Consider the following 258-nt stretch of genomic DNA (forward strand, 5'->3'; position numbering starts at 1 on the left):
TGAACCAGTACCGTGAGGGAAAGGTGAAAAGCACCCCGGAAGGGGAGTGAAATAGTTCCTGAAACCGTGTGCCTACAAGTAGTTAGAGCCCGTTAATGGGTGATAGCGTGCCTTTTGTAGAATGAACCGGCGAGTTACGATCCCATGCAAGGTTAAGTTGAAGAGACGGAGCCGCAGCGAAAGCGAGTCTGAATAGGGCGAATTGAGTATGTGGTCGTAGACCCGAAACCAGGTGATCTACCCATGTCCAGGGTGAAG

At 51.2% G+C, this 258-nt stretch carries 1 rRNA gene; it reads left to right on the forward strand.

What is annotated here, in order from left to right:
- Nucleotides 1-258 (forward strand): 23S ribosomal RNA (locus tag GXK58_RS26905); the annotation flags it as partial.

The sequence above is a fragment of the Bacillus sp. USDA818B3_A genome, from assembly GCF_009928415.1.
GTDB lineage: Bacteria > Bacillota > Bacilli > Bacillales > Cytobacillaceae > Neobacillus.